Annotated in this window: 20 protein-coding genes; 5 read left to right on the top strand and 15 right to left on the bottom strand. The window is 65.0% G+C overall.

The genetic code is table 11. The annotated features are described in order from the left end of the window. Positions 1-4: 4 nt before the first annotated feature. The 8 genes from rimI to RFM40_RS15055 form a co-directional block, all read right to left on the bottom strand. Positions 5-499 carry a ribosomal protein S18-alanine N-acetyltransferase gene (rimI, locus tag RFM40_RS15090; RefSeq protein ID WP_320227393.1) on the bottom strand — a complete coding sequence of 165 codons (495 nt, stop codon included), beginning with the start codon at positions 497-499 and terminating at the stop codon, positions 5-7. Further along, positions 499-1,245 carry a tRNA (adenosine(37)-N6)-threonylcarbamoyltransferase complex dimerization subunit type 1 TsaB gene (tsaB, locus tag RFM40_RS15085; protein ID WP_320277753.1) on the bottom strand — a complete coding sequence of 249 codons (747 nt, stop codon included), beginning with the start codon at positions 1,243-1,245 and terminating at the stop codon, positions 499-501. Before tsaB ends, rimI begins: the two co-directional genes overlap by 1 nt. 132 nt (positions 1,246-1,377) lie before the next feature. Next, positions 1,378-2,484 carry a DUF1513 domain-containing protein gene (locus RFM40_RS15080; protein WP_320227395.1) on the bottom strand — a complete coding sequence of 369 codons (1,107 nt, stop codon included), beginning with the start codon at positions 2,482-2,484 and terminating at the stop codon, positions 1,378-1,380. 4 nt (positions 2,485-2,488) lie between these two features. Then, complete coding sequence (locus tag RFM40_RS15075) at positions 2,489-3,568, bottom strand: imelysin family protein (protein ID WP_320227396.1); 1,080 nt, start codon at positions 3,566-3,568, stop codon at positions 2,489-2,491. Further along, entirely contained in the window at positions 3,568-5,169 is a 1,602-nt protein-coding gene (locus RFM40_RS15070; RefSeq protein ID WP_320227397.1) for a di-heme oxidoreductase family protein, read from the bottom strand. Before RFM40_RS15070 ends, RFM40_RS15075 begins: the two co-directional genes overlap by 1 nt. 12 nt (positions 5,170-5,181) lie before the next feature. Then, a complete protein-coding gene (gene bfr, locus RFM40_RS15065) occupies positions 5,182-5,667 on the bottom strand; it encodes a bacterioferritin (RefSeq protein ID WP_059184973.1) in 486 nt (161 codons plus the stop codon). Further along, positions 5,633-5,944, bottom strand: coding sequence for a (2Fe-2S)-binding protein (locus RFM40_RS15060; RefSeq protein WP_192249981.1), 312 nt, complete (start codon positions 5,942-5,944; stop codon positions 5,633-5,635). Before RFM40_RS15060 ends, bfr begins: the two co-directional genes overlap by 35 nt. A 58-nt stretch (positions 5,945-6,002) precedes the next feature. After that, a complete protein-coding gene (locus RFM40_RS15055) occupies positions 6,003-7,319 on the bottom strand; it encodes an imelysin family protein (RefSeq protein ID WP_320227398.1) in 1,317 nt (438 codons plus the stop codon). A gap of 72 nt (positions 7,320-7,391) precedes the next feature. On the opposite strand from RFM40_RS15055, the gene RFM40_RS15050 reads away from it, so the two are divergent. Both RFM40_RS15050 and RFM40_RS15045 read left to right on the top strand, forming a co-directional pair. After that, the gene (locus tag RFM40_RS15050) at positions 7,392-7,583 is read left to right on the top strand and encodes a hypothetical protein (RefSeq protein ID WP_320227399.1); all 192 of its coding nucleotides are present in this window, start codon (positions 7,392-7,394) and stop codon (positions 7,581-7,583) included. A 165-nt stretch (positions 7,584-7,748) separates the two neighbouring features. Then, a complete protein-coding gene (locus RFM40_RS15045; protein ID WP_320227400.1) occupies positions 7,749-8,996 on the top strand; it encodes an NAD(P)/FAD-dependent oxidoreductase in 1,248 nt (415 codons plus the stop codon). 117 nt (positions 8,997-9,113) lie between these two features. Here RFM40_RS15045 and RFM40_RS15040 read toward each other — a convergent pair whose 3' ends face one another. Both RFM40_RS15040 and RFM40_RS15035 read right to left on the bottom strand, forming a co-directional pair. Beyond that, complete coding sequence (locus RFM40_RS15040) at positions 9,114-10,391, bottom strand: 4-aminobutyrate--2-oxoglutarate transaminase (RefSeq protein ID WP_320227401.1); 1,278 nt, start codon at positions 10,389-10,391, stop codon at positions 9,114-9,116. 61 nt (positions 10,392-10,452) lie between these two features. Further along, entirely contained in the window at positions 10,453-10,899 is a 447-nt protein-coding gene (locus tag RFM40_RS15035) for a hypothetical protein (RefSeq protein WP_320227402.1), read from the bottom strand. On the opposite strand from RFM40_RS15035, the gene RFM40_RS15030 reads away from it, so the two are divergent. The 3 genes from RFM40_RS15030 to RFM40_RS15020 are packed head-to-tail and all read left to right on the top strand — an operon-like array spanning position 10,814 to position 16,028. Continuing rightward, positions 10,814-11,875 (top strand): efflux RND transporter periplasmic adaptor subunit, encoded by a 1,062-nt coding sequence (locus tag RFM40_RS15030; RefSeq protein WP_430691676.1) that lies wholly within the window; start codon positions 10,814-10,816, stop codon positions 11,873-11,875. The genes RFM40_RS15035 and RFM40_RS15030 overlap by 86 nt on opposite strands. Continuing rightward, the gene (locus RFM40_RS15025; protein WP_320227404.1) at positions 11,872-12,945 is read left to right on the top strand and encodes an efflux RND transporter periplasmic adaptor subunit; all 1,074 of its coding nucleotides are present in this window, start codon (positions 11,872-11,874) and stop codon (positions 12,943-12,945) included. Before RFM40_RS15030 ends, RFM40_RS15025 begins: the two co-directional genes overlap by 4 nt. Beyond that, positions 12,945-16,028: an efflux RND transporter permease subunit gene (locus tag RFM40_RS15020; protein ID WP_320227405.1), complete on the top strand. Its 3,084-nt coding sequence runs from the start codon at positions 12,945-12,947 to the stop codon at positions 16,026-16,028. Before RFM40_RS15025 ends, RFM40_RS15020 begins: the two co-directional genes overlap by 1 nt. A gap of 21 nt (positions 16,029-16,049) precedes the next feature. Here the strand turns inward: RFM40_RS15020 and RFM40_RS15015 are convergent, their stop codons facing one another. The 5 genes from RFM40_RS15015 to RFM40_RS14995 all read right to left on the bottom strand — a co-directional run bounded on the left by RFM40_RS15015 (position 16,050) and on the right by RFM40_RS14995 (position 21,502). After that, positions 16,050-16,796: an ABC transporter ATP-binding protein gene (locus RFM40_RS15015; RefSeq protein ID WP_320227406.1), complete on the bottom strand. Its 747-nt coding sequence runs from the start codon at positions 16,794-16,796 to the stop codon at positions 16,050-16,052. Further along, the gene (locus tag RFM40_RS15010; protein WP_320227407.1) at positions 16,793-17,653 is read right to left on the bottom strand and encodes an ABC transporter ATP-binding protein; all 861 of its coding nucleotides are present in this window, start codon (positions 17,651-17,653) and stop codon (positions 16,793-16,795) included. Before RFM40_RS15010 ends, RFM40_RS15015 begins: the two co-directional genes overlap by 4 nt. A gap of 10 nt (positions 17,654-17,663) precedes the next feature. Next, on the bottom strand, positions 17,664-18,590 hold the full coding sequence (gene nikC, locus RFM40_RS15005) for a nickel transporter permease (protein ID WP_320227408.1): 927 nt from the start codon (positions 18,588-18,590) through the stop codon (positions 17,664-17,666). A 196-nt stretch (positions 18,591-18,786) separates the two neighbouring features. Continuing rightward, a complete protein-coding gene (locus tag RFM40_RS15000; RefSeq protein WP_320227409.1) occupies positions 18,787-19,854 on the bottom strand; it encodes an ABC transporter permease in 1,068 nt (355 codons plus the stop codon). A gap of 19 nt (positions 19,855-19,873) precedes the next feature. Beyond that, entirely contained in the window at positions 19,874-21,502 is a 1,629-nt protein-coding gene (locus tag RFM40_RS14995; RefSeq protein WP_320227459.1) for an ABC transporter substrate-binding protein, read from the bottom strand. Between the last annotated feature and the right edge of the window lie 256 nt (positions 21,503-21,758).

Here is a 21,758-nt window from a genome sequence, read left to right as displayed (position 1 = left end):
TCAGCTAGCGAAGATCGCGGCGCATGACAAGCGCGCCGGTCGGGCCGTGCTCGGTCGACCGGTAGTAGTTCGGACGCTGGCCGACCTGGCGAAAGCCGAGCCTGCGGTAGAGCGCGATCGCCGGTGCATTGGTCTCGTCGACTTCCAGGAAGAGCGCCTCGGCGCGCTGCGCATGCAATTCGCGCAGCACCGCGTCCATCAATTGCCAGCCGAGCCCCTGGCGGCGATGCGCGCGGGCGACCGCGACTGTCAGGATCTCGCCCTCGCCGGCCGCGAGCCGCGCCAGAACGAAGCCGACCGGAGGCTTTGCTCCCTGTCCGGTCTCGCGCGCGGCGTAGCCGAACACGGTGTCCTGTTCGAGGAGCGCCGCGAACTCACCATCGGTCCAGGGCCGGACGAAGTCCTCGCGGTGCAACACCGAGACGGCGCCGCTGTCGGCAACCGTCAGCGGCTCCAGCGCATAGTCCCTGCGGCGCGGTTGAAGAAAAGGTATGCGCATCAGGACCCTTTTTCTCCTGAGCCCCGCTTTCGGGGACTCTGGCCGTGTTTTTCCACACCATGACCTTTCGGCTGGTCCTGTCTCGGCAAAATGAAACCAGCCTGCGGCTTGGCGTCGGCGCCGCGCAGATAAAGCGGCTTCGGCTTTTCGCCTGGCCCCTTGGCGGCGGCGAGACTGGCGTAGGTCGCGATATCCGCCGTAGCGGCGACCGGCCCGATGTCGAAGGTAGGTCCTGCTGCCGCGGCAATCTGCGGCGCGGCGGTGCCGGCTAGAACCGCGGTCGCCTTGACTGCCATTGCGGCGGCTTCGGAAAGGGTGGCCACCGCAGGACCGTAAGTCAAAACTAACGCTTTGTCGAAAAGAGCCGCATGGAGCTCCTCGCGGCCGGCGTCGAGCGCGGCAAGCACGGGGCGGCCGGGAAAGGCATCTGCAGCCTCCGCCGCCAGCGCTTCCAGCGTCGTCACGCCGATGGCAGGGATTTTCAATGCCAAAGCCAGGCCGCGCGCGGTGGACACGCCGACGCGCAGGCCGGTAAAGGAACCCGGCCCGATCGAGACGGCGACGGCACCCAAGCCTCGGTAATCGATCCCGCTGGCCTTCAGGGCAGTCTCGATGACGGCCATCAGATGCTCGGCATGGCCTTTGCCCAGATCGAGCGCTTGCCGGCCAAGCTCGATGCCCGCGCCCGCGTCATAGACGCAGGCGGCACAGAGATTGGCGGCACAGTCGATGGCGAGCAATTTCATGCAGGCAGCTTCATACGGGCAGCTTCATGTGGCCGGTTAACGCACTGGATCGAACGCCTTCCCTGTGCCCGGCATGGCCCGCCGCTGCAAGGGCCAGGCCGCATAAATGTTAAGCGGCTTTGCTTCCGGCCGTCAGGCCGTGGCCGCGATGCGCAGCATGTGGTTGTCCCAAACATAGTCGGGCTCGGAGCGCGAAGCACCGGCACCGCCGACGATCTCGCCGGCGCCGGTCGTCGCCATGAAGTCGGCGCTGTCCGGGGCAAGACCGCAAACCTCGACAAGCGACCTGGTTGCGACCACGCGCCCGCTGGCGGCATCAATCACAGCCAGCGAATTGCCTTCCGGCGAGGTGACGGCGACCGTGCCGGCGGCAGGATTGGCGGCGACCGAGCCGATGTAGTTGCGAAAGCCGGAGAGCACGTCCCGCGGCATCTCCAAAAGCTCTAGCTCCTTGCCGCGCGCGGCGCGACCGACCAGCGCTGGGCAGTCGGTCGCCGGCCCGCGATACTGGCAGCCGAACCAGACGGTGCCGGCCTGGTCGCGGTCCATGTGGCGGATCGAGAGCTGGTGCAGCGCCGGAGGCAGCTCGTGCTTTTCGATCAGGTCGCCGGTGACGCGGTCGACCAGCGTATAGGACGGCTTCATCGTCGCGATGTTGAGCTCGGCGCGACCGAAATCCGGATGCGTCTCGATGCCGCCATTGGCAATGGCGAGCGTCCTGCCGTCGCCGAGCAGCAGCAGTTCGTGCGGGCCCATGCCATAGGTCGGGAACTCGCCGATGCGATTGAATTTCGCCTTCGCGTCATAGACGCCGACGACGCCGGCGGCGTTATCAAAATCGTTCTCGGTGGCGTAGAGCAGCGCGCCGTCGGGCGAGAACACGCCATGGCCGAAGAAATGCCGGCCGGCGATGCTGGCGATGGTCAATGGCTTCTCGCGGCCGGCATGGTCGAAGACGACCGCGAAGGTGCCGGGCTGGCGGGCGAAGACGACCGAGCGCTTCGACACCGGATCGAAGGCGACGTCGTGGCCACGGTCGGGCAGATCGACAGTGTGCAGGATCCTGCCCGCCTCGGAGAGCACGGCGGCGCCGAAGCCGCCGTCGCGCTTGACGAAGGCCGTGGCAAAGACGGCGTCCACTGCCAACGTATCCGCCCAGGCGCGCGGCGCCATAGCAGCGGCGAAGCTGGCGCTGGCGGCGCGCAGGAAATCGCGGCGGTCGATGAGCGAGGTCCTCAAAGCATCAATCCCCATCCAGCGATGAAAAGCCGGCCGTCAGTCCGAACTCGGCGGTCATCCTCGTGCCGATCAGGGTCGAGAGGCTGGAGGTGATCAGCGCGAAATGCTCGAGCTTGCCGCGCAGCGCCGGATCGGCGAGCGCCTTGTCGATCGGACCGGTGACGGACTTCGCGGTCGCCACGCCGTTGGTGAGCTGGATGTGGATGGATTCCGCCATCCATCGAGCATCGGCGGGCAGCGCATCGCCGAGCTTCGAGGCCTGGAACAACTGGTCGATGCCGGACAGGTTCCCGGCCAGAGATTTCGTCGTGTTTTGCGAGCGCCAGTAGATCGCCTGCTTCGGTTTGTCTGCGTCAGGTTTTGCGCCAAGGAAGCCCTTGAGCCGCACGTCGCGGATCATTTCCAGCTCGTTGATGAAAACGCTGACCAGCTCCGTCACGGCTTCGGTGCCGTCGCGGTAGAGCGGGTTCTTCGGTCCCGGATTGGCCCAGAGCGAGGCAAAACCGTACGGCTTGCTCCAGGCGTCGCGGACCTCGCCGGCGATCGCCTCGATGTTGCCGGCGACCGCCGCGCCATAGGCGCAGCGGTAGGGTTCATCCTTTTTGGCAAGCACCTCCGCGCCATCGCCGAACAGCACATATTCGAGCGCGCCCAGCCCCTGCATGGCGACGCTCTTTCCCGCCAACTGCGCCGGAACCGTCGCGGAAGGGTCTTTCGCGGCGAGCGTGGCCTGCACCTGCCTCAGACCGATGCTCTTGCGGTCCGGCCAATAGAGCATGCGCTCCAGCCGGTTGTTTTCCTTGATCGGCCCGAAGGCGATGATCTCGGCCACCGACCAGGCCTCGACTGTTGCGGAAAAATCCGCGCGCGCCGCGTCCAGATTTTGCTGTGACGGGCTATCGCAAAGCTGACGCATCGCCTTGGTCAGGCTCGCGGCACGATCGTCGAGGCTGGCATAGGCCGGGCGCACGAAGCCGTCGATCGCGCGTCCAATGACATCGGAGGCTTTGACCGCGGCCGAGGCTGGCCATGCAGCAGCCAGAAACAGGGGAAAGGCAAGCGCGGCTGCCAGGCGTTTCGACATCATAGCGACTCCAAAAATTTGATCAGCGCATCGCGATCGGCCGCGGCGGCGCCGGCAAAGCGGTCGCGCGCCTTCCGGCCCTCGCCGCCGTGCCGGAGGATCGCCTCGGCAAGCGTGCGCGCGCGCCCGTCATGCAGATAGAAGCTGTTGCCGTTGACCGTCGCGGTCAGGCCGATACCCCAGAGCGGCGGCGTGCGCCATTCGCTGCCGCTCGCTTCGCCCACACGCTGCCCGTCGGCAAGGTCCTCGCCCATGTCGTGCAGCAGGAAGTCGGAATAGGGCCAGATCAGCTGGAAGGCCTGCGCCTTGTTGCCGCGCATGGTGACGAATTTCGGCGTGTGACAGGAAATGCAGCCCATCTCGTAGAACTGCTTCTTGCCGGCAAGAACTTGCCGTGTGCCGATATCGCGCCGCGCCGGCACCGCAAGGTTCTGCGAATAGAAGGTGACGAGGTCCATGACCGGCGGCGGCGCTTCCGCCGTGCCCAGGCGCTGCTGCACGCCATCCGGCATGGCAAAGCAGGCCTTTTCGGCCTGTGTGCAGTCGCCCCAATGCTTCGGCTCCTCCGGCGTCGAGATGCCGATGTCGCCGGCAAAGGCATCGGCGGCCTGCTGGCGGATCGATGCGGCCTGCGCCTTCCAGCCAAAGCGGCCGAGCGTCGGTTCGCCGCTCAGCGCATCGCGAACGATGTTCGCTCTGCCGGAGATACCGTCGCCGTCGCGATCGTCCGGATCGGCATGGGCGAGGATGTCGGAGGGCGCGATCTGCTCGATCAGGCCGAGGCCGATCATCGGCGGCGTCAGGCGCGGCGAGAGCGTGGTGCGTGGGTCGAGCGGGCCGTAGGCCAGGCCCTCGGCCGTATAGGTCGGCTTGCGCAGCGAAACGACGGAGCCGTCGCCGAGCGTCACTTTCTCTTCGGAGTATTCGACACGCATGCGGCCTTCGCCCTTGAGGCCTGGAACCGCAAGATCCTGCAATTGCGAGCCGTAGATCGGATCGGGGAAGTTCAGCGCCTTGTGGTCGGCAAGCGCTGCCCTCTCTTCGGCATTGCTTGCGTCGCGCGCCAGCCGCAGGAACATCGACGAGGAGCCGATGCCGCCTTCCGGTGGCCGTCCGCGCCCATCCTTCAGGTGGCAGTTCTGGCAGGCACGTTCGTTGAACAGCGGGCCGAGCCCGTCAGAGGCCTGCGTCGACGACGGCGACGACACCCAGTTCTTGCGGAAAAGCGCGTTGCCGAGCTTGAAGGTGCCTTCTTCCTCGAAGGTGATGTTGGCGGAAGACTGCGAAAAGGCGTCGCGATTGACGTCCTTCTCCGACGTGCCGGCGCCGCCCTGCATCAATTCGAACTGCTCGGGTTTTGTAAAGTCCGTGGTCGGCCGGGTGACGGCAAGGACCCGTGCCTGATCCTTCGGCGTCAGGTCGGTGCGGCTGGACGCAAGGCCGGCAGGCACCGGCTCGCCGGCCGTGGCGATAGCGGAAAGCGTTATTGCCAGCAGAAGCAAAACCCCGCGATAAATCCTATATCGCGGGCTCTTCTGGTGCGGCAGGCCATCAATGTCGGCCCGCCGCGCGCGGCGCAAAAGGTTTACGGGGCGCCGCATTCCCGCATGTCCTTACTCCGCCTCGTTGGCCGAGTCGGCGTTGAGCTGGCCGTATTTTTCCTCGCCGATCGAGGCAAGCAGGTCGAGCTGCGTCTCCAGGAAGTCGATATGGCCTTCCTCGTCGGACAAAAGGTCCTCGAACAGTTTCATCGACACGTAGTCTCCTGCCTCCTGGCAGATCTCGCGCGAGCGCTTGTAGGAGGTGCGCGCGTCATACTCGCCGGCGAGATCGGATTCGAGCACTTCCTTGACGTTCTGGCCGATGCGCAGCGGCGCGACGGACTGCAGGTTCGGGTGTCCTTCGAGGAAGATGATGCGGGCCACCAGCCGGTCGGCGTGGTGCATCTCCTCGATCGATTCCGCCCGCTCCTTCTTTGCCAGCTTCGTGTAGCCCCAGTCCTCGAGCAGACGATAGTGGACCCAGTACTGATTGACGGCCCCAAGCTCCAGAAACAGGGCTTCGTTAAGCCGCTCGATGATCTGCGGTTCGCCTTTCATGGAATCTGCTCCCGTATTGGACCCGCAAGCCTCTTACGCGATCCAGGTGTGACACGATGTCCGCGCCGCTCCCCTCTGAACGGGCGTGGTAGTTCTCGGTGACCCGAATGATCGTTTCCACCACATTTGGAAAGCAGCCGCAACAGCGACCGCGCTTGCGCATGGCATGATAGACCTTGGCCGGTACAATAAGCTGCCAGGGATCTTCATCCAGCAGACCGATGATCGTCTGCTCGATCTCCTTTTCAGTGATGATGTTGCAATGGCAGATCAGCATTTACTTGCTCTGGCTGACGGCGCCATTCGGCGCCGTGTGGCTGGTACTGGACCGTCGCTTACTTGAACACCTTGTCCGGCGCATCGAGGCTGTCGGAACCCTCGAAGGCGATGGCGTTGAGCTTGAGCGAACCGACGGCGCGTTCGATCGACTTGGTCTGGTCGATCAGCGCGTCGATCGCGGCCTGCACCGTGGCGTTGCCTTCGGTATTGCCCTCGGCGATCTGCTGGTCATAGGCCTCGCCGGCGAGCGCGCGCGCCTTGATCGCCTCCATCTTGGCGACCGTGACGTCGAGCTTGTCCGACAGCTCTTTGCCGATCGCCGGATCGGCCGCCTTCACCATGTCGGAGACCGACGGGCCGGAAACCACTGTGCCGTCGAGGCGCGTGTAGCTGGCGTGATAGGCGGCGCGGATGCCGACCGCGTCGTAGAGATGCGAGTTGTAGGTGTTGTCGGAAAAGCAGTCGTGCTCCTCCTCCGGGTCGTGCAGCAGGAGACCGAGCTTCATGCGCTCGCCGGCAAGTTCACCGTAAGACAGCGAGCCCATGCCGGTGAAGATTGTCGAAATGCCGGCGTTCGTCTCGCCATCGACGAGATTCTTTCGAGCAGCGCCATCTTCCTTCCAGTCGTTGACCATCTCCTGCAGGTCGGAGACCAGCAGATCGCTCGCCGACTTCAGATATTCCGCGCGGCGGTCGCAATTGCCGCCGGTGCAGTTCTTGAGATCGTAGTCGGTATAAGGACGCTCGCCGGCGCCGGGTCCCGTGCCATGCAGGTCCTGGCCCCAGAGCAGGAATTCGACAGCGTGATAGCCGGTCGCCACATTGGCCTCGACGCCGCCGGCTTCCTGCAGCGTGCCGGAGAGGAATTCGGGCGTCAGCTTCGAGGCGTCGACCTTCTTGCCGTTGACCTCGATCTCCTTGTTGGCGATGACATTGGCCGTATAGAGCGCGTTCTCGTCCGACTCGGTGCCGTAGCTCTTGGCGACATAGTCGATCAGGCCCTCGTCCAGCGGCCAGGAATTCACCCGGCCTTCCCAGTCGTCGACGATCTTGTTGCCGAAGCGATAGACCTCGGTCTGCTGGTAGGGGATGCGCGCCGCCTTCCAGGCTTCACGAGCGGCGTTGAGCGTCTCGGCCGAGGGCGCGGCGATGAGTGCATCGACAGCCTTATCGAGCGCCTGCGCGGTGGTCAGCGAATCTTCATACTTTGCCAGCGCGATGTCGGCATAGGTCTTGATGACGGCCTTCGCGTCGGATTCGGCTTTCGCCGGCAGCACGAACACGGCGGCCGTCAACGCCACGGTGGCGCCGATCGCGGCCAGCCTGCTGCCCCAACGTGGCGTGACAATCCGTGGCGAAATTATCGCTTTCATCAATCCCATCTCCTCAGAAATTCAATGACATAGATGTGCCGCCGCCGGCGCGCGGCGCCAGCGCGAGCACGAATGACCGGAAAGGCAAGGTTGCCGCGCGACGGCGCGGCCAATCAGCAAAAGACACCGAAATGCCTCCAATCGAAAGGGTTCAAGGCCCAGACATCAAAGGAATGCGCCGGGAGCGCAGCCCTCCATAAAGCGGCGGAGCGGCTGGAAGTCAACTGGTTCGCCAGAGAAAATTCAATTGAAACAACAGTTTAGAATTATTCTAAACTGCAATTATCAACTTTATGCCGGTGGTTCCGTCGAACATCCGGATTGACAGGCGGCCATTCTGGGTGCGACCCGGATCAAGGCTCTTGCGGCGGCGGCAGACAATCGCCACCTGGCGGAAGATCCTAGATTTCAAAGGCAAAAAGGACTGCGATGAAGAACGGGGTGGTCATTGTCGGTGCGGGTCATGCCGGCGTGCAGGCGGCCGCAAGCCTTCGCGAGGAAGGCTATGACGGACCGGTCATCCTGATCGGTGACGAGAACGAGCTGCCCTATCACAAGCCGCCGCTGTCCAAGACCTTCATCAAGGATGCCGAGGCCAAGCCGCAGCCTTTGCGCGGCGAAGCCTTCTATTCCGGCAACAGCGTCGATTACCGGCCGGGCGTGCGCATCGACAGGATCGAGATCGGCGCGCGCAGGCTCGACGTCTCCGGCGGCGGCACGCTCGCCTTCGACCGGCTGGTGCTCGCGACCGGATCGCGGCCGCGCCTGCTCAAACTCGATGGCGCGGAACTCGCCGGCGTCGTATCGCTGCGCTCGCTGGCCGACGCGCGGCTGATCCGCGAGCTCAGCGCGCAGAGCGAGGACGTCGTCATCCTCGGCGGCGGCTTCATCGGTCTCGAGATCGCGGCGACGCTACGGGCCGCCGGCCGCAAGGTCACCGTCGTCGAGGCCGTCGACCGGCTGCTCGGCCGTGCCGTTGCGCCGGTTATCGCGGCCCATGCGCGCCAGCGCCTGGAAGCGACGGGCGTGCGCATCATGACAGGAACCACGGTTTCCCGCCTCGAAGGCGACGCCGGCCGCGTCTCGGCCGCGATTACGTCGGGCGGCGAACGCCTGCCGGCGCAATTGGTGATCATCGGCATCGGCGTGGTGCCTAATGTCGAGCTGGCGGAAGCCGCCGGCTTAGCCACCGGCAACGGCATCCGCGTCGACCAGCATATGCAGAGCTCGATCCCGGAAATCCTCGCGGTCGGCGATGCGGCTTCCTACCGGCACTGGTTCACCGGCGGCGACGTGCGGCTGGAATCGGTGCAGAACGCCACCGACCAGGCGCGGCTCGCCGCGCGCACGATCCTCGGCCATGCGGAGCCCTTCTCGGCGGTGCCGTGGTTCTGGTCGGATATCGGCGACATGAAGCTGCAGATGGTGGGCCTCACCCAAGGCGGCGACAGCCATGTCGTGCTGGGCGAGCCGGCCGAGAACAGGTTCTCCATCTACCACTATGCCGGCAATCGGCTGCTCGGCATCGAATCCGTCAACCGTCCGGCCGACCACATGCTCGGGCGCAAAATGCTCGGCGCCGGCTTCTCACCAGCGCCGCAGACCGTGGCAGCCGGGCCGGATGCGCTGAAGGCGGCGCTTGCCGCTTTCAGCGAGCCGGTAAGAGCCGCGGGCTGACGCGCTTGCCCTCCCCTTGTGGGGAGGGTCGCTGCGAAGCAACGGGCGGGGGACGGCGCCGACCCCCACCCGGACCTTCGGTCCGACCTCCCCACAAGGAGGAGGTAGGGGGTTGGCTCAAGCCGCCCGCACTTCGCGGATCGAGCTCTCCAGAATGTCCAACGCCTCGGTCATGACGCCGTCCTGGATGGTGATCGGCGACAGGAAACGGATGACGTTGCCGTAGACGCCGCAGGTGAGCAGGATGAGGCCCTTGTCGAGCGCCTTCAGCCTCACCGCATTGGCGAATTCGGCCGAGGGCAGGCCCTTCTTCACATCGTTGAACTCGACGGCGTTCATGAAGCCCGGACCGCGGATGTCGACGATCTCCGGCACGTCGTCGCGGATCGATTCCAACCTCTGCTTCAGCCTGGCACCCAGGGCATTGGCGCGGTCGCAGAGCTTTTCCTCCTCGATGACGTCGAGCACCGCATGGGCCGCGGCGACGCCGATCGGGCTGCCGCCATAGGTGCCGCCAAGGCCGCCGGGGCCGGGCGCGTCCATGATCTCGGCGCGGCCGGTGACAGCCGATAGCGGGAAGCCGCCGGCGAGGCTCTTGGCCATGGTGGTGAGATCGGGGGCCACGTCGTGATGCTCCATGGCGAACATCTTGCCGGTGCGGGCAAAGCCGGTCTGCACCTCGTCGGCGACAAGCAGGATGCCGTGCTGGTCGCAGATCTTGCGCAGCGCCGTCATGAAATCGCGCGGCGCCTCGTAGAAGCCGCCCTCGCCTTGCACCGGCTCGACGATAATGGCGGCTACCCTGGCCGGATCGACATCGGCCTTGAACAGCTTGTCGAGCGCGCCGAGCGAATCCGCGACAGACACGCCGTGCAGCGCGACCGGGAACGGCGCATGGAAGACATCGGCCGGCATGGCGCCGAAGCCGACCTTGTACGGCACGACCTTGCCGGTCAGCGCCATGCCCATGAAGGTGCGGCCGTGGAAGCCGCCGGAAAACGCAATGATCGCCTGGCGGCCGGTGGCGTTGCGGGCGATCTTGATGGCGTTCTCGACCGCCTCGGCGCCGGTGGTGACGAAGACCGTCTTCTTGTCGAACTTGCCGGGCAGCATGCCGTTCAGCCGCTCGGCCAGCCGCACATAGCTCTCATAGGGCACGACCTGGTGGCAGGTGTGGGTGAAGCGGTCGAGCTGCGCCTTGACCGCTTCGATCACCTTCGGATGGCGATGGCCGGTGTTGACCACGGCGATGCCCGACGAGAAGTCGATATAGCGGCGGCCCTCGACATCCCAGATTTCCGAATTCTCGGCGCGATCGGCATAGATCTGCGTGGTCATGCCGACGCCGCGCGAGATCGACTGGTTCTTGCGTTCGGAAATGGCTGAATTCTTCATCTCATCCCTCATCGGGCAGGCGCCCGTTCTGTTTTTGATGCCGTCAAAGCCTCTTCTGACCTTATTTCAGGTTTTCCTCAAGTCGGCACATTGGCCCGGTCGATTGGGCCTGCCCTAAAAGCAATTCCAGGAAAAGTGTGAAGCGGTTTTCCGTGCGGAATTGCGTCCAACAAAAACATCGAGCGGCTCGCCGTTTCCATGAAACGGTGAACCGCTTCGGGCCGAAATCGATCTCAACCAGGCCGGCGATGAACGTGCGGAAATGGTTTCCTTTTCCAGCCGATCGATTATCCTCTTTTATCCGCGACGTGCCGCCGTCAGGAGCGGCTTCCCGCGGGCTGAGGGGAATTATGAGCAGGAACGCGACATCGTCCGCCTTGCCGTCTTCGCCGCCCAGCCTCCTGTCTCGTTCAAATGTCTTTTTGCTGCTGGCCTGCGCCGCCACCCTCTCCGTCGCCGGCTGCCAGAAACAGCAGGCGACGGAAAAGAAACTGCCGGTGATGGTCACCACGCAGACGGTGGCGCTTGCCGACTACGCGCCAAGGACCTCGCTGACAGGCGTGATCGCGGCCCGCACGCTGAACAATCTGTCGTTCCGTGTCGGCGGCCGTGTCGCCGAACGGCTGGTCGATGTCGGCCAGCATGTCGACCAGGGCGCCGTGCTTGCCCGCATCGATCCGCAGGAACAGGAATCGGACCTGCGCTCAGCGCAGGCTGACCTCGACGCGACGCAGGCGCAGCTCACCCAGGCAACGGCCACCTACCAACGGCAAAAGACGCTGCTTTCGCAAGGCTTTACGACGAGACGAGATTTCGACACCGCCAACCAGACGCTGAAGGTGGCGCAAGGCAGCGTCGAGGCCGCGCAAAGCGCCTTGGCCAACGCCAAGGAAAACCTTTCCTACACGGAGCTCAAAGCGGGGGCCGCCGGCGTGATCACCGCACGCCAGGTCGAGGCGGGACAGGTGGTGCAGGCGGCGCAGACCGTCTTCACCGTCGCCGAGGACGGCGACCGCGACGCTGTCTTCAATGTCCATGAGACGCTGGTCGCCCGGACGCCGCCTTCCCCGGCGGTGACGATCACCCTGCTTTCCGACCCGCAGGTCCGGGCGGTTGGCAAGGTGCGCGAAATCTCGCCGGCGGTCGATACGGCGTCGGGATCGATCCGGGTCAAGATCGGCATACCCGACACGCCGGCCGGTATGCCGCTGGGCGCGGCCGTCATCGGCACGGTCGGCGCCAAGCCGGTGAAAGCCATCCTTTTGCCCTGGCAGGCGCTGACCTCGACCGCCGGCAAACCCGCCGTCTGGATCGTCGATCCGTCGAGCAAGGCGGTGACGACGACGCCGATCGAGGTGCTCGCCTTCGATTCCGGTGTAGTCGTCGTCGAGAAGGGGCTGCAAGAAGGCCAGAACGTCGTCACCGCGGGCGGGCAGTTGCTCAGTCCCGGCCAGACGATCGAGATCGCAGGAGTGAGCCAATGAACCGGCTGCCGCTTACTGCCGCGCTCCTGCTCATTGCATCGCTTGCCGCCTGCTCGCGCTCGGAGGAGAAGCCGCCCGAGATCATTCGGCCGGTGCTGTCGATGGTCGTCGAACCGAAGACCGTCGAGACCTTCGGCTTCGCCGGCTCGGTCGAACCGCAATATAGCGCCGACCTTGCTTTCCGCCTGCTTGGCCGCGTCGTCTCGCGCGACGTCAAGGTCGGCGACATCGTGACCAAGGGGACGACGATCGCGGCGCTCGATCCGACGGCGCTGGAGCTCGCCGTCCAGGCATCGAAGGCGGATTTGTCGAATGCGCAGGCGCAATTCGCCAATGCCGCAGCCAGCGAGGAACGCCAACGCCAGTTGCTCGCTTCCGCCAACACCTCGCAGGCCGTGTTCGACGCCGCGCAGCAGGCCCGGCAAGCGGCGGCGGCCGGGGTCGAGCGGGCGAATGCCGCTTTGGCCAAGTCACAGGAGCAGCTCGGCTATGCCCGGCTATTTTCCGATTTCGACGGCGTCGTCACCGAGGTCGGCGCCGAGGTCGGCCAGACTGTTTCGCCCGGACAAACCGTCGTCACCGTGGCGCGCACCGATCCGCGCGAGGCGGTGGTCGACATCCCGGACCAACTGACCGGCGAGCTCACCGTCGGCACGCCGTTCCAGATCATCCTGCAGTCGCTCCCCACCATCACGACCGAGGCAAAGCTGCGCGAGATCGCGCCGCAGGCCGAAGGCTCGACCCGCACCCGCCGCGTGCGGCTGACGCTGACCGATCCGCCGTCGGCATTCCGGCTGGGCTCGACGATCACCGCGACCCGCATGACCAAGGTCGCGCCGACAATCACCCTGCCGATATCGGCGCTGCTCGAAAAGGACGGCGCCGAGAAGGTCTGGATCGTCGATCCGCAGTCCTCGAGCGTAAGCGCGCGCGAGATCAGGATTGCCGCGAAGAATGGCGGCACCTTCACCGTGGCGTCGGGGCTCGAGGCCGGGATGCGCGTCGTCACCGCCGGCGTGCACAGCCTGAGTGAGGGCCAGAAGGTCAAAGTGCCGGAGGGAGGGGTCTGATGAAAGGCTTCAATCTCTCCGACTGGGCGCTCAGCCACCGCTCGCTGGTCTGGTATTTCATGCTGGTCTTCGTGGTGGCCGGCATCTTCTCCTACCTCAACCTCGGACGCGAGGAAGACCCCGCCTTCACCATCAAGACGATGCTGATCCAGGCCAACTGGCCGGGCGCCTCGGTCAACGAGACGGTGCGCCAGGTGACCGACCGCATCGAGAAGAAGCTCGAGGAGCTCGACAGCCTCGACTACACCAAATCCGTCACCACCGCAGGCAAGACCGTCATCTTCGTCAACCTGAAGCAGAACACCAAGGCGCGCGACGTCGTGCCGACATGGCTGCAGGTGCGCAACATGGTCAACGACATCGCGTCGCAGTTCCCGCAGGGTGTGCAGGGGCCGTTCTTCAACGACCGCTTCGGCGACGTCTACGGCAACATCTATGCCTTCACCGCCGACGGGCTGACGCCGCGCCAGCTGCGCGACTATGTCGAGGACGTCCGCACCAAGATCCTGACGGTGCCGAACGCCGGCAAGGTCGATCTCGTCGGCGCCCAGAACGAAGCGATCTATCTGGAATTCTCGTCCCGCCAGATCGCGGCGCTCGGCCTCAACCAGCAGCAGATCGTCGCCAGCCTGCAGGCGCAGAACGCGATCACGCCGTCGGGCGTCATCCAGTCAGGCCCGGAGCGGATCAGCGTGCGTGTCGGCGGCCAGTTCACCTCCGAGGAGAGCCTGCGCGCCATCAACCTGCGCGTCAACGACCGCTTCTTCCGGCTGAGCGATGTGGCGACGATCAGGCGCGGCTATGTCGATCCGCCAACGGCGCTGTTCCGCTTCAACGGCCAGGACGCGATCGGACTCGCCATCGGCATGAAGCCCAACGCCAATCTGCTGCAGTTCGGCGAAGCGCTGCACGAGGAGATGAACAAGGTGCTGGCCGACCTGCCGGTGGGCGTCGGCGTGCATCTGGTCGCCGACCAGCCTGTGATCGTCGAGGAAGCGGTGTCGGGATTCACACGGGCATTGTTCGAGGCGGTGGCGATCGTGCTCGCGGTTTCCTTCATCAGCCTTGGCCTGCGCGCCGGCTTCGTCGTGGCGTTGTCGATCCCGCTGGTGCTGGCCATCACCTTCACCGTCATGGCCTATCTCGGCATCTCGCTGCAGCGCATTTCGCTGGGCGCCTTGATCATCGCGCTCGGCCTTTTGGTCGACGACGCCATGATCGCGGTGGAGATGATGGTGGCGCGGCTGGAGGTCGGCGACAACCTGCGCAAGGCGGCGACCTATGTCTACACGTCCACCGCCTTCCCGATGCTGACCGGCACGCTGGTGACGGTCGCAGGCTTCATCCCGATCGGCCTCAACTCGAGCGCTGCCGGCGAATACACCTTCACGCTGTTCGTCGTCATCGCGGTGTCGCTGTTGGTGTCATGGATCGTCGCCGTGCTCTTCGCGCCGCTGCTCGGCGTCACCATCCTGCCGGCGACGATGAAGGCCAAGCACCACGACCAGCCGGGGCGATTCACCTCCATGTTCCGGCGCGTACTTGTCCTGTCGGTGCGCCGTCATTGGCTGACCATTATCGCGACGGTGCTTCTGTTCGCCGCCTCGATCGCCGGCTTCGGCCTCGTCCAGCAGCAGTTCTTCCCGCCCTCCGACCGGCCTGAACTGATCGTCGACTGGAACCTGCCGCAGAACGCTTCGATCGCCGAGACGCGCGACCAGATGGAGCGCTTCGAGCAGCGGGCGCTGGTCGGCAATCCCGACATCGACCACTTCTCGTCCTATATCGGCCAGGGCGCGGTGCGCTTCCTGCTTGCCTATGACGTGCAGCCGGCCAATCCCTATTTCGGCCAGACCGTGATCGTCACCAAGAGCATCGATGCGCGCAACCGGGTCAAGCCGGCGCTGGAGAAGCTGCTGCGCGAGGAGTTCGTCGGCACCGACGCCTTCGTCAAGCCGCTCGAGCTCGGGCCGCCGGTGGGGCGTCCGGTGCAATACCGCGTCGGCGGACCCGACATCCAGACCGTGCGCGAGCTGGCGCAGCAATTCGCCGGCATCATCTCGGTCAATCCGAAGCTCGGCGCGCCGACCTTCGACTGGAACGAGCCGCAACGCGTGCTCAGGGTCGACGTGCTGCAGGACAAGGCGCGCCAGCTCGGCATCACCTCTTCCGACATCGCCAGCGCGCTGAACAGCACGGTCGGCGGCGCGACGATCACCCAGGTGCGCGACGCCACCTATCTGATCAACGTGGTGGCGCGTTCGCGCGAGGCGGACCGCAGCTCGATCTCGACGCTGCAGAACATGCAATTGCCGACCGGCACCGGCGAGTCGATCCCGTTGGCGGCAATCGCCAACTTCCGCTACGACCTCGAGCAGCCGACGGTGTGGCGGCGCAACCGCACGCCGACGATCACCGTGCGCGCCGGCCTGGTCGGCGACGTGCTGCCGGCGACGGTCGTCAACGAGCTGAAGCCGTCGGTCGACGCCTTCATCGCCAAGCTGCCGCCGGGCTATTCGGTGCAGACGGCCGGCTCGGTAGAGGAAAGCGCCAACAGCCAGGGCCCGATCGCGGCAGTGGTGCCGCTGATGCTGTTCATCATGGCGACCATCCTGATGGTGCAGCTGCAGAGCTTCCAGCGCCTGTTCCTGGTGGTGGCGGTGGCGCCGCTCGGCCTGATCGGCGTGGTCGCGGCGCTGGTACCGAGCGGCGCGCCGCTCGGCTTCGTCGCCATCCTCGGAGTGCTGGCGCTGATCGGCATCCTGATCCGCAACTCGGTCATCCTGATCGTGCAGATCGAGGACCTCGTCGCCGAGGGCAAGGACCGCTGGGCGGCCGTGATCGAGGCGACCGAGCATCGCATGCGGCCGATCGCGCTGACGGCCGCGGCGGCGAGCCTGGCGCTGATCCCGATCGCGCGCGAAGTGTTCTGGGGGCCTATGGCCTACGCCATGATGGGTGGCATCATCGCCGGCACCGCGATCACGCTGCTGTTCCTGCCGGCGCTTTACGTGACGTGGTTCAGGATCAAGGAGCCGAAGCGGGAGCGGGAAGAAGCCTTAGCGGAAAGCGGTGCGGCATAAAATGAGTTGCGCCGCGTTCCGTCACACCCTCACAAACCCCTCGCTCGCCCTGAGCAAGTTGCGCGTATAGTCTTCGCTCACCCGATGCCCGATGAGCTGGCTCGCGGTCAGCGTCTCGACCGCCTCGCCGTTCTGCATCACCATCAGCCGCTCGCACATATGGGTGATGATGGCGAGGTCGTGGCTGACCATCAGGAAGGTGAGCTTGCGCCGCCGGCGCACCTCTTCGAGCAAGTTAAGCACCTCCGCCTGCACCGAGGCGTCGAGCGCCGAAGTCGGCTCGTCGAGCAAAAGGATCGAGGGTTCGAGGATCAGCGCGCGGGCAATCGCCACGCGCTGGCGCTGGCCGCCGGAGAGCTGGTGCGCGTAGCGGAAGCGAAAGCCGTTGCCGAGGCCGACCTCATAGAGCGCGCGCTCGATGCGCTTCTCGCCGTCGGCAATGCCGTGGATTGCGAGCGGCTCCTGCAGCAGCCGGTCGACGGTCTGGCGCGGATGCAGCGAGCCGTACGGATCCTGGAAGACCATCTGCACTTCGCGATAGAAGGCCTTGTCGCGGCTCTTGCCAAGCGTCTTGCCGTTGACGGTGATGGTGCCCGAGGAGACCGGCGCCAGGCCGGTGATGGCCTTGAGCAGCGTCGATTTGCCGGAACCGCTCTCGCCGACCAGTCCGTAGGATTCGCCTTCACGCACTTCGAGGTTCACGCCCTTAAGCGCGCGAAAACGGTCGAAGACAACCTCCAGCCCTTCGACGGAAAGCGCTGCCGTCATGCCGCCCACTCCGGCTTGCGGTCGAGCACCGGCAGCGGATGGCGCTCGAAACCGATCCGGGGCATGCAATTGAGCAGGCCGCGCGTATAGGGATGCCGGGCGTCGCGCAGTTCGGAGGCCTTGAGCTGCTCGACCACCTTGCCGGCATACATGACGACGACGCGGTCGCAGAATGAGGAGACCAGGCGCAGATCGTGCGAGATGAAGATCAGGCCCATGCCGCGCTCGGCGACGAGCCGGTCGAGGATGTTGAGCACGTCGAGCTGCACGGTGACATCCAGCGCCGAGGTCGGCTCGTCGGCGATCATCAGCTCCGGCCCGGCGATCAGCATCATGGCGATCATGGCGCGCTGGCCCATGCCGCCCGAGACTTCATGCGGGTGAAGGTCGAACACCCGGCCCGGGTCGCGGATCTGCACCGCCCGCAGCATCTCCAGCGCCCGCTCGCGCGCCTCGGCCTTGGAGACTTTTTCGTGCGTACGCAGCGTTTCGACGATCTGGCGGCCGATGGTCATCACCGGATCGAGCGAGTATTTCGGATCCTGCAGGATCATGGCGATGCGGTTTCCCCGCAGCGCCCGGCGCCGGCCCTGCGATATGGAGAGCAGATCGATGCCGTCGAAGCCGAGCTTCTTCGCCGAAACTATAGCCTGCGGCGGGGTCAGGCCCATGATGGCGCGGCCGGTCTGCGACTTGCCGGAGCCGCTCTCGCCGACAATGCCGAGCCGCTCGCGGCCGAGCGAGAAGGAGACGCCGCGCACGGCTTGCACGACGCCGGTACGCGTCGGGAAGGTGACGCGCAGATCTTCGACGTCGAGCAGCGTGCCTTTTTGCTGCCTATCTGGATTGCCGCTCATTGGTCGCCGCTCATTGGTCACCACTCCGGGGATCGAGCGCGTCGCGCAAACCGTCGCCGAGCAGGTTGAAGCCGAGACTGACGATGAGGATCGCGGCGCCTGGTGCCGCGGCCACCCACCACTGGTCGAGGATGAAGCGGCGGCCGGACGCGATCATCGCGCCCCATTCGGGCAGCGGCGGCTGGGCACCGAGGCCGAGGAAGCCAAGGCCGGCGGCGGTGAGGATGATACCGGCCATGTCGAGCGTCACCCGGATGATCAGCGAGGATATGCAGAGCGGCATGATGTGGCGCAGCACGATGCGGAAGGGCGAGGCGCCCATCAGTTGCACGGCCTTGATGTAGTCGGAGTTGCGCACCGTCAGCGTCTCGGCCCGGGCGATGCGCGCGTATGGCGGCCAGGAGGTGATGGCGATCGCCAGCACCGCGTTCTCGATGCCGGGGCCAAGCGCCGCCACGAAGGCCAGCGCCAGCACCAGCTTCGGAAACGCGAGAAAAATGTCGGTGATGCGCATCAAGATCGCATCGGTCCAGCCGCCGGCATAGCCGGCGACGGTGCCGACGAGCAAACCAATCGGAGCCGCAATGATGGCGACGAGGATGACGACGTAGAGCGTCCAGCGCGAGCCGTAGACGATGCGCGAATAGATGTCTCGGCCAAGGTCGTCGGTGCCGAACCAGTGCGCGGCGCCGGGCGGAACCAAGCGGGCATTCTTCAGGTCACCCACGGTCGGCGAATAGGGGGCCAGCACATCGGCAAAGGCGGCAACCGCCACCAGCGCGAGTATGATCAGCAGGCCGACAAGGGCCAGCCGGTTGGCTGAAAAACGCCGCCACGCGACATAGGCGCGGCCGAGCCTTGCCTGCATGCGCGAAGCCGGCCGCTCCGACAGCAACCATTCGCGACGGGAGAGGGGGCCGGCGTCGGAGGCGGTCATGACGATGCCTCTTGAAGCTGTCGACCCTCACTCCAGTCTGCTTCGCTGACCACCTCTCCCCCGTTCGACGGGGGAGAGGAAAGGCGCCAAGCGTGCGGCCAGCTTTTCCTCTCCCCCGGGCAGGGGGAGAGGTGGCCCGAAGGGCCGGAGTGGGGGTGATTGGCCGCAGCCAAGCCCGAAGGTGCGATACCTCTGCTCATCCGGCCTTCGTCCTCGGATCGAGCAGTTGGTAAAGCAAATCGGACAGAAGGTTGATACCGATGAACACCGAGCCGATGATGATGGTGCCGCCGAGCACAGCGTTCATGTCGGCATTCTGCAGCGAGTTGGTGATGTATAGCCCGATGCCCGGCCAGGAAAAGACGGTCTCGGTCAGCACCGAGCCTTCCAGCAGGCTCGCATAGGACAGCGCGATCACCGTTACCATCGGCACCGCGGCGTTGCGCAGCGCGTGGCCCCAGATGATGCGCGTTTCCGACAGGCCCTTGGCGCGCGCGGCGACGATGTATTCCTGCGCCATCTCGTTCAGCATGAAGGAGCGCGTCATGCGGCTGATATAGGCGAGCGCGAAGTAGCCGAGCAGCGAAGCCGGCAGGATGATGTGGCGGTAGGCGTCGTAGAAGACGTCCCACTGGCCCTGTATCGCCGCATCGAGGAGATAAAAGCCGGTGATCGGCGTGAAAGTGTATTCGTAGACGACGTCGAGCCGCGCCGGAAAAGCGACCCATTGCAGCTTGGCGTAGAACAGGACGAGCCCGAGAAGCCCGAGCCAGAAGATCGGCACGGAATAGCCGATCAGGCCGATGATGCGCACGATCTGGTCGATCAGGCTGCCGCGCCGCACCGCGGCCAGCACCCCGAGCGGCACGCCGATGACGGCGCCGATAATCGTGCCCAGCGTTGCAAGCTCGATCGTCGCCGGGAAGACGCGGCGGATGTCGGACATCACCGGATTGGTGGTCAGCACGGAGGTGCCGAAATCGCCGCTCAGCGCACTTTTCACGTAGATGTAGAACTGCTGGATCAGCGGCAGGTCGAGCCCCATCTCGCGGCGCGTGCGCTCGACGACGGCGGTCGGCGCCCGGTCGCCTAGCACGGCCAGCACCGGATCGATCGGGATGACGCGGCCGATGAAGAAGGTCACCGCGAGAAGACCGAGATAGGTCGTCACCGCGATGACCAGGAAGCGGCCGATCGATGATAAAATGGCCACGGCACGGGCGCGGCCGCGCCCGGCCGCCGCCTGGTTGTCAGCTACGCTCACGCGGCGCGTTCCGCTGGTACTATTCCTTCGAGACCGACCAGACGAAATTGGTGTCGAAGCTCGGGCCGAGCGCGAAGCCCTTGAGGTTTTTGCGCAAGCCCGCCACTTCGAGCTGCTGGTGGATGATGACGAAGGGGCTGGTGTCGAGGATCTTCTGCTGCAAGTCCTTGTACATATCGGCGCGCTTGGCCGAATCCTTCTCCAAGAGCGCCGCCTCGGTCTGCTTGGTCAGGTCCGGAATGTCCCAGGCATTGCGCCAGGCGAGCGTCTTGATCTTGGCGGCGTCGGAATTGTCCGGGTTCGAGGCGAAGGTCTGGGCGTTGGAGTTGGGATCGAAATAGTCCTGGCCCCAATTGCCGATATAGATGTCGTGGTTGCGGGCGCGGTACTTGGTCAGCGTCTGCTTGCCGTCGCCCGGAATGATCTCCAGCTTGATGCCGGCCTGGCCCAGGGTTTGCTGGATCGATTCCGCCATGCCGGTCGTCGGCTGGCCGGTGCGCACGTCCATCGTGACGCTGAAGCCATCCGCCAGGCCGGCCTTGGCCAGGAGTTCCTTGGCCTTGGCGACGTCGAACTTGAAGGGATTCTCGTCGACCGCGCCGAGGTCGCCCTTGGGCAGGAACGACTGGTGGATCTCGCCGATGCCCTTGAGGATCGTCGAACTCATCGCGTCGTAGTCGATCAGATATTTGAACGCCTGGCGAACCTCCGGCTTGGCGAGATTCGCGTTCTTCTGATTGAGACTGATGTAATAGACCGTGCCCTTCGGCGCGCTTGTGGTGGTGAGGTCGGCGTTCTTGGCGATGGCATCGAGGTCGTTCGGCTCGAGGTTGCGTGCGACATCGATGTCGCCGGCTTCGAGCGCCAGGCGCTGCGCCGAGCTTTCCTTCATGTTGCGGTAGATGACGCGGGCGAGCTTCGCCTTCTCGCCATTGTAGTTGTCGTTGCGTTCCAGGACGACGGCTTCGTTGGCGCGCCATTCGCGGAGCTTGTATTGGCCCGAGCCGGCATAGCCGGTCTTCAGCCAGGCGTTGCCGAAGTCGTTGTCCCATTTGTAGTCGGCGCTGGGCGTGACGGCCGCGACATGTTCCTTGACCAGCTTGGCATCGACGACCGAGGCGACAGTGGCCGACAGGCAGTTGAGCACGAAGCTCGGCGCATAGGCCTTGTCGACGGTGAACTGAAAGGTGGTGTCGTCGACGGCCTTCGCCTTCTCAGTGACGTTGTCGCCGCTGATGCCGAACTGGTTGATGATGAAGGCCGGGCTCTTGTCGAGCTTGATGGCGCGCTCGAAGGAATAGGCGACGTCGGCCGCGGTGATCGGATTGCCGGAAGCGAACTTCATGCCGGGCTTGAGCTTGAAGGTGTAGGTCATGCCGTCGTCGGAAACGGTCCAGCTCTCGGCGAGGTCGCCCTTGACCTTGGAGGTGTCGCTGAGGTCGAGCCGAACCAGCAGGTCATAGGTGTTGCCCGTGACCTCAGCGGTCGACAGCTCGAACGCCTCGCCCGGATCCATCGAGATGATGTCGTCGATGGCGAAGCCTTCGACCAGCGTGTCGGCAGGCGTGACCGCGAAGGCGGGCGCCGCGAGCAGCGCAGACATTGCCACACCCGCAAGCAAGCTACGGAGAGCAAACTTTTCCAGCATCATGGTGATCGTTCCCTGTTTTGTTGACCTGAGTTCCCGGCTCAGGGCTGCATTATTCTTTGCGAAGCCGACGGCGGCTTGGACCACTTACCGTCGTGGTTTTTGTCCAGTTGGTCAACACCCTATTCGGCGGCGTTCGAACCCGCAACGCGCATTTTGCGAGATCGCTTATTGGGCCAGAATGGGCCGCCACTAGTCGACCCGTGCGCCGGCTAATCGAAGCCTCCAATCAGGAAGAATCTGCTAAACCTTGACC

This window comes from Mesorhizobium captivum (assembly GCF_033977165.1).
Lineage (GTDB): Bacteria > Pseudomonadota > Alphaproteobacteria > Rhizobiales > Rhizobiaceae > Mesorhizobium > Mesorhizobium captivum.
Note: the sequence above shows the minus strand (reverse complement) of the source record. Positions and strands in the feature narration are given on the sequence as shown.